Genomic DNA, 7185 nt, shown 5'->3' on the forward strand with positions numbered 1-7185 from the left:
CATCGCGACCCTGGCGGCGATCTTCTGTCCCCCCGAAATGATGAAGGCCTGACCATGACCGCCATACTCACCCCCCTGCCCGCCGCCGAGGTCCAGGCCCGGATCAAATCCGGCCGCGCCCGTCTGGTGGACATCCGCGAGCCCGATGAGTTCGCCCGCGAGCACATCCCCGGCGTCGCCCACACCCCCCTGTCCGTCTTCGAGGACGCGCACCTGGGCATCACGCCGGATCAGGACGTGATCTTCATGTGCCGTTCGGGCATGCGCACCCAGGCCAACTGCGTCCGCCTCGCCGCCCGCGTCGAAGGCGAGGCCTTCGTGCTGGACGGCGGGCTGCAGGGCTGGAAGGACGCCGGGCTTCCCACCTCGGTGGACAAGAAGGCCCCGCTGGAGCTGATGCGTCAGGTCCAGATCATCGCCGGTTCGCTGGTGGTGGTGGGCGCCCTGCTGTCCTGGCTGGTCCATCCCGCCTGGATCGCCCTGTCGGCCTTTGTCGGAGCGGGCCTGTTCATGGCCGGCGCCACCGGCGTCTGCGGCATGGCCCGGATGCTGATGCTGGCCCCCTGGAACAGGACGCGCGCGGCCTGATCATGGACGTCTCCCTCGCCACCCTGCTGCTCAGCGCGGCCAGCGGGGTGGTGGTCGGCCTGTTCCTCGCCGTCTTCGGCGGGGGCGGGTCGGTGCTGGCCGCGCCCCTGCTGATCTATGTGGTGGGCATCCGTGACCCCCACGTGGCCATCGGCACCTCGGCCGCCGGGGTGGCGCTGAACGCCCTGGCGGGCCTGTCCGGCCACGCCCGCGCCGGACGGGTCAAATGGCCCTGCGCCGCCCTGTTCGCCGGCGCCGGGATCACCGGCTCCATCGCCGGATCCACCCTGGCGAAAATGATCGACGGCCAGAGCCTGCTGCTGTTCTTCGCCCTGGCCATGGCCCTGATCGCCCTGTCCATGCTGCGCCGGGCCAAGTCCGAGGGCGATCCCGCCGTGCGGCTGGACCGCGCCCTGACCCTGAGGCTGGCGCCCATGGGTCTGGCCGCCGGCTTCGCGGCCGGCTTCTTCGGCATCGGCGGCGGCTTTCTCATCGTGCCCGGCCTGATGGCCGCCACGGGCATGACCCTGGCCCACGCCCAGGCCTCCTCCCTGCTCAGCGTCACCGTGTTCGGCTCGGCCACCTCGGCCAACTATGCTGTCTCGGGTCTGGTCCACTGGCCGGTGGTGGCCGCCCTGACCGTGGGCGGTGCGGCCGGAACCCTGATCGGCCTGCCCGTCGCCCGGCGCCTGGGCGAGCGCGCCGCCCTGGGCCGCCGCCTGTTCGCCGGCCTCATCCTGATCGTCGCCGCCTGGGTCGCCGCCAACGCCTCGGGGCTGATTCCGCCGCGCATCTGACGACTTTCACCCCCGCCCTCCCCGCACCCTTATGATGGTCGCTCAATCGGGAGCGTGGAGAGCGGTTTGATACCATTGATACGATTCAGACCCTGTTTTTCCCGGCGCCGGAGTCCGAAATCAGGGCGGCGATTTCGGACGATTTCGGACTCTGTTTTGAAACGGCTTTTTCGAGATTTCGGACAATTCGCACTATCTTTTTTTCGGGCCCCGAGTCCGAAATCAGGTCCGCCGGAACCAGGCCGACGCCGCCCACCCCGTGAAGGCCGCCAGGATCACGGCGAGGATGCCGTACAGCCATGAGCGGTCGTGGGCGAAGTCGAAGATGGCCCGCTCCACGCCCACCTTGTCCACGGTCAGCTCCATGCGGCTGACCGACACGGCCTGCCCTTCCTGGAACAGCCACACCTCGGCCTCATAGGTCCCCGTGGGCGCCTCGGTGGGCAGCTCCACCTCGGCCCGGAACAGGCCCTGATCCACGAAGCGCACCCCCTCCGGGTCCGTGGCGTACAGGGCCGCGTCCTCCTTCAGCCGGATCACCGCCCGGCGCCAGTCCAGATAGTCCTCGCCCAGCCGGTTGATGACCACGTCCCTCACCCCGAACCGGGTCACCGTGGTCTCCTGCTCCGGGGCGTTGATGCGCAGGTGGTCCACGCCCACGCCCAGCCGGCGCAGCACGCTGAAGCTGGCGATGTCGCTCAGCGGCCGGGTCGAGGCGGTCATGTAGAAGCCGGGCGCGCCCTCGAACACCACCGGGCGGCTGTTCAGCCACAGCCCCGCCACGCGCACCTTGCGCACCAGCCGCACCGGCTGGTCCGGCCCGCGCACCACCACCACCACGTCGGCGGGGGTGTCGGTCGGATTGAACACGGCCCCGTACAGCACCATCGAGGCCCCCGCGAAGCCCGTGTCGATGTCCACCTTGGTCTCGGTCAGGGCCGCCGCCACCCGCGCTTGGGTCACCGGCGTCAGGGTCTGCAGGCTCTGGGCCGGGGCCTCGGCGACGACGGCGGGCGGCTCGGGCGGGAGATCCTGAAACATCAGTCCACCCCCGGGGCCAGGACGAACATCTCGGCGGGCCGCACGAACAGCTCAAGCCCCATCTGGATGCCCACCAGCAGCACCAGCAGGCCCAGCACCGCCCGCAGCTCCTCGGCCCGGAACTTGCCCGACATGCGCGCCCCGTACTGGGCCCCCACCACCCCGCCGAACAGCAGCAGGGACGAAAGCACGATGTCCACCGTCTGGTTCCGCCCCGACTGCAGCACCGTCGTGATGGCCGTGGTGATGATGATCTGGAACAGGCTGGTCCCCACCACCACGCTGGCCTTCATGCGCAGCACGTACAGCATGGCCGGCACCAGAATGAAGCCGCCGCCCACGCCCATGATGGCCGACAGGATCCCGGCGAAAACGCCCAGCCCCAGCGGCGGAATGGCGCTGATGTACAGCCCCGAGCGCGGGAATTTCATCCGCCACGGCAGGCCGTACAGCCACATGGGCCGACGGTTCTGGGGCCGCGGCGCGGGCAGGCCCTTCTTGCGGCGGATGATAGCTTCCAGGCTCTCCTTCAGCATCAACCCGCCGATGGCGCCCAGGAAGATCAGATAGGACAGGGCCACCACCAGATCCGCCTGACCCAGCAGGCGCATCATACGGAACAGCTCGACCCCGCCGATGGCGCCCACGGCGCCGCCCAGGGCCATGATCCCGCCCATGCGGTAATCCACGCCCTTCTTGGCCGTGTAGGTGATGACCCCGGAAGTGGAGGAGGCGACCACGTGGCTGGCCTGGCTGGCCACGGCCACCGACGGCGGAATGCCCATGAAGATCAGCACCGGCGCCATCAGGAAGCCGCCGCCGATCCCGAAAAGGCCCGAGATGAAGCCCACCGCCGCGCCCAGCAGGATCAGCAGGGGTGCGTTCACCGACACTTCGGCGATCGGCAGGTAGATGTCCAAGGCGCTCGCCTTCGGCTCAGGAACTCGAAACAACCTCCGAAGGGGAGGCGTGGAAGTCTGGTCTACCGAGCCATCCGGTGATGCGCCAGCGCGGACACCCGAAAAGGGCGCCTCAGGCCGGCGGGGGAGCCTCGAAGGCGTCGGCAGCCTGACGCGCGGTGCGGCGCACGACCGGCGACAGCTCGCCCGCCATGCGGTCCGCGTCCACCTGCGCCTGCTCGTCGCCCGCGCGGCCCGCGATCAGATACCACTTGTAGGCCTCGCCCGCATTGGCGGCCACGCCGTCGGCGCCCTGCTCATAGATGCGGCCCAGATTGTACTGGCTGTCGGTCAGCCCCCGCTCCGCCGCCTGACGGAACCAGCGCACAGCCTGCACCTGGCTGCGGTCGCCGCCGACCCCGTCGAACAGATAGAGGCCCAGGTTGTGCATGGCGCGCACCTCGCCGCCCTGCGCCGCGCGCTCGGTCCAGACCCGGGCTTCCGCCGCGTTCTGGGTCACCCCGCCGCCGCCGCCCTCATAAAGCCGCGCCAGATGGAACTGCGCCGTCACATGGCCCAGATTCGCTGCGCGGGTCAGAGTCTCGATCGCCGCTGCGTCGCCCGCTTCCAGTTGGGCCTCAGCCTGCTGGTACAGGGCTTCCGCCTCGGTCTCTCCGGCCGGCCGTGCGGCCGCGTCCAGCTCAGGCAGCATGGCGGCGGCCAGCAGGGTGCTCTCGCCCTCATCGCCCGCCATGCGTGGACCCAGGCTCGAGGCGTCCGTCAGGCGGGTGTAGCCGAACACCGCGCCCGCCAGGGCCGCCACCGCCACCGAGGCGAGGAACGCCTTCTTGACCGTGCCGCCGTCGCGCCGCGACTGGCGGTCCATGCGCTCCTGCAGCCGCGACTTGCCGCCGCGCTTGAGGCCAAACCCCTCCCGCGAAGGCTGTTCCGGTTCGCTCGCGGCCATGGCCGCACGCGCTGCGCTGATGGCGTCGCGGGTCGAATTGAGGCGCTGGGCCGGCCCGGAGGCCACGAACTCGGTCTCGGCCGCAAAATCGTCCTCGCTCGCCAGGGCGTCGCTGACGTCCACGCCGCCGAAGCCGCCGAAGGTCTGGGGCGCGGGCGCCGCAAGAGGCTGGGGAGCGGTCTCCGCCACGGGCGTGTCCAGAGCAGGAGCGGCGGGAGCCTCAGGCTCCGGCGCCCGCTGCGCGAACACCGGCTCGTCCATGGACAGGCGCGCGAACGGCTCGGCCGCAGCCGCCGTGGGCTGCGCCTCGCCCTCCAGTTCGCCCAGGTCCTCGCCGGGCCAGCTCATGGGATCCTCGTCGCCGAAGGCGTCGGGGAAGGCGGCGGCGCGCCAGTCGGGCTCGGCGCCCGTCGCGGGCGCGGAGGCTTCGGCAGACCGGTCCTCAACCCGCTTCTCAATGCTCTCGCGAGCCTCGGCCAGCAGCTTCGCCGTGCGCTCCTCGCTCTGTCGCATGCGTTCGGCCAGTTCGCCCGAGGCCCGGTCGTACTGCTGCTCGATCTTGTCGGACGACCGCTTCAGCCGCTCGCCGATGTCGTCCAGCGCCTGGGTCGAGCGACGCTCGGATTCCGTGATCCGTTCGGTCAGGCGGTCGGATATGCGGGTGATCTCGCCGCCCAGCTTCTCGATGGCCAGGGCGTGTCGGTCCTCGGAGCGGATCAGGCGCTGCTCAACGCCTTGCGCCAGCTTGACCATGTCCTGCTCGACCCGGCGGGTCATCTCCTGGCCCAGGGCGTCGAAGCGGCGTCCGCCGTCATCCTCGGCCTTGATCATGCGCTGGTTAAGGTTCTGGGCGATGCGCAGAACCTCCTTGCCCATGGTCTCCACCGCCTGGGCCGAGCGCCGCTCGGACGCCTGGACCTGTTCGCCGATGGCCAGCACGGCGCGTTCGATCTTCTCGATGCGCCCTTCCGCCGCCGCAGAATCCAGCCGCCGCATCATCTCGGCGCGGTTGGTCTCGACCTGTCGGCTCAGGGTCTCGGCCAGCTTCTCGAAGCGTGCGGCGTCGCTGGGCCCATCGGTCCGGGGCTTGCTCTCGGCGGCGCGCATGCGCTGATCCAGCCCGGCGAAGGACTGCTCCAGGGCGCGCAGGGCGTCGGTGGTGCGCGACTGAGCCGCATCCAGCCGGGCGCCGACCTGACTGAGGATCTCGGAGCCCGATACGCGCGACACTGCGTCCTCGGCCTTGTCCGCCCGGCCGCGCAGCTCGATGAAGCCGGTGCGCTGGCGCTCCTCCAGATCATAGAAGCGCCCCGCCAGCGTCCCCAGCGCGGTCTCGACCTTCTTGAAGGCCTCTGTGGTCTGGGGTCCGGTGTCGGTCTCGAAGCGGCGCAGGCGGCGATGGCCCTCACGCAACTCCTCGGCGATGTCGTCGATACGGCGCCCGTGCGTCCTGAATTGTTCATCGACATTGTCCAGGCGATGCACCAGACCGCTGACCGCCTGATCCACCCCGGTGATAGCGGTGGTGGAGCGCCGCTCCGACGCCTCCAGCCGCTCGGCGATCATCTCCACGGAGGCGGCGACCCGGTCCAGGGTCTCGTCGCGGCCATAGGCGTCGTCCAGCCGCCGCAGGCGTGAACGCCTGTCGTCGCGCGGCGCGGCCTGATGCCGGCGCGGAAGGGGCGTCACCCCGTCGTCTTCGTCATCCAGGATCATCTGGTTGAGCCACTCACCCAGGGTCATCCCCGAGCGACGCGCCAGATCCTTGGCGATCTCACGCGCCTTGGGTTCAATCCCTTTGACGCTCCAAGGCGCCGCTGCGCTCACTGATTCGTCTCCCGACCCGTTTCCACGACGCTACTCGCCCAAATCCGGGGTGTAAACGCATGGTTAACCCCAATATCTAGCGGCGCCGCGTTGTTCCTGTGGACAGTCACACCGCCGGATTCATACCTGCGGTGATACGGTTAACGAGGCGTAAAGGGTTAACGGGCGGCGTAATCTTTCAGCAGCACTTGTCCCCAAAGGACGCGCACGCCATCTGGCCGTCGTCATGAGCACCCCCGCCACCCTCATCACCCTCGCCCTTGTGCTGGGTCTGACCGTCTTCAGCGGTTGGCGCGGGTCGCGTCCGCCCGATCTGATGAAGGGACCGCGCATGGTGCCGTGGCCCAGCCTGATGCTGCTCGGCATCGTGGCCTGCATCTTTCTGATCGTGCATCTGGTGAACCTGGCCGGGTTCGACACCAGCGCCGCCGGCCCCCGCTTCTGATCGGAACATCACGCCGCCCCCGTCGGTTATCCGGGCTCCACTCACCCGAGGAGCCGACCCATGACCCACCATCTTGACCGCAAGGACGCCGAGGAGCGCCTGTTCAAGGCGATTGAGGACACCCGCGTCGGCATGCTTGGCGTTTCGGGCGGCGAACCCCGGCACATGCAGCCCATGACCGCTTTTGCCGAACGCGACGCCGGCGAATTGTGGTTCTTCATATACCGCGACACTGATCTGCTGCGCGACGTGAACGCATCGGGCGGCCATCACGCCATGTTCTGCCTCATTTCCAAGGATCGCGAGATCTACGCCTGTCTGGGGGGCGAACTCGAGGAGCATTTCGACCGTGAGCGCATGGAGCGTTACTGGAGCCCGGTGGTCGCCGCCTGGTACCCCGACGGCAAGGACGATCCCCGCCTGACCCTCATGCGCATGCAGCTTGATGACGCCCAGATCTGGATCAGCGAGGCTGGTCCCGTCCGCTTCGCCTTCGAGATCGCCAAGGCCAACATGACCAAGGAGCAGCCCGATCTGGGCGACCGCGCCAATATCCAGTTCTGACCCGGCTCAACGCGGGTCCAGCAGCAGTCCCGCAACCGTGGCGGCCAGAAGACGCGG

The 7185-nt window shown here is 69.3% G+C and carries 7 protein-coding genes; 4 read left to right on the top strand and 3 right to left on the bottom strand.

The window, feature by feature from the left end:
- Positions 1–54 precede the first annotated feature (54 nt).
- Positions 55–588 carry a rhodanese family protein gene (locus C0461_RS12465; RefSeq protein WP_292107465.1) on the top strand — a complete coding sequence of 178 codons (534 nt, stop codon included), beginning with the start codon at positions 55–57 and terminating at the stop codon, positions 586–588.
- A gap of 2 nt (positions 589–590) precedes the next feature.
- The gene (locus C0461_RS12470; protein WP_292107451.1) at positions 591–1385 is read left to right on the top strand and encodes a sulfite exporter TauE/SafE family protein; all 795 of its coding nucleotides are present in this window, start codon (positions 591–593) and stop codon (positions 1383–1385) included.
- Between the two features lie 222 nt (positions 1386–1607).
- Here the strand turns inward: C0461_RS12470 and C0461_RS12475 are convergent, their stop codons facing one another.
- The 3 genes from C0461_RS12475 to C0461_RS12485 all read right to left on the bottom strand — a co-directional run bounded on the left by C0461_RS12475 (position 1608) and on the right by C0461_RS12485 (position 6119).
- Complete coding sequence (locus C0461_RS12475; RefSeq protein WP_292107453.1) at positions 1608–2426, bottom strand: TIGR02186 family protein; 819 nt, start codon at positions 2424–2426, stop codon at positions 1608–1610.
- On the bottom strand, positions 2426–3346 hold the full coding sequence (locus C0461_RS12480) for a sulfite exporter TauE/SafE family protein (protein WP_292107459.1): 921 nt from the start codon (positions 3344–3346) through the stop codon (positions 2426–2428). Before C0461_RS12480 ends, C0461_RS12475 begins: the two co-directional genes overlap by 1 nt.
- Positions 3347–3458: 112 nt before the next feature.
- Complete coding sequence (locus tag C0461_RS12485; RefSeq protein WP_292107461.1) at positions 3459–6119, bottom strand: hypothetical protein; 2661 nt, start codon at positions 6117–6119, stop codon at positions 3459–3461.
- A gap of 226 nt (positions 6120–6345) precedes the next feature.
- Between C0461_RS12485 and C0461_RS12490 the strand changes: the two genes are divergently transcribed.
- Both C0461_RS12490 and C0461_RS12495 read left to right on the top strand, forming a co-directional pair.
- Entirely contained in the window at positions 6346–6564 is a 219-nt protein-coding gene (locus C0461_RS12490; protein ID WP_292107462.1) for a hypothetical protein, read from the top strand.
- A gap of 60 nt (positions 6565–6624) precedes the next feature.
- Entirely contained in the window at positions 6625–7128 is a 504-nt protein-coding gene (locus C0461_RS12495; RefSeq protein WP_292107463.1) for a pyridoxamine 5'-phosphate oxidase family protein, read from the top strand.
- Positions 7129–7185 lie beyond the last annotated feature (57 nt).

Source organism: Brevundimonas sp. (assembly GCF_013823285.1).
Lineage (GTDB): Bacteria > Pseudomonadota > Alphaproteobacteria > Caulobacterales > Caulobacteraceae > Brevundimonas.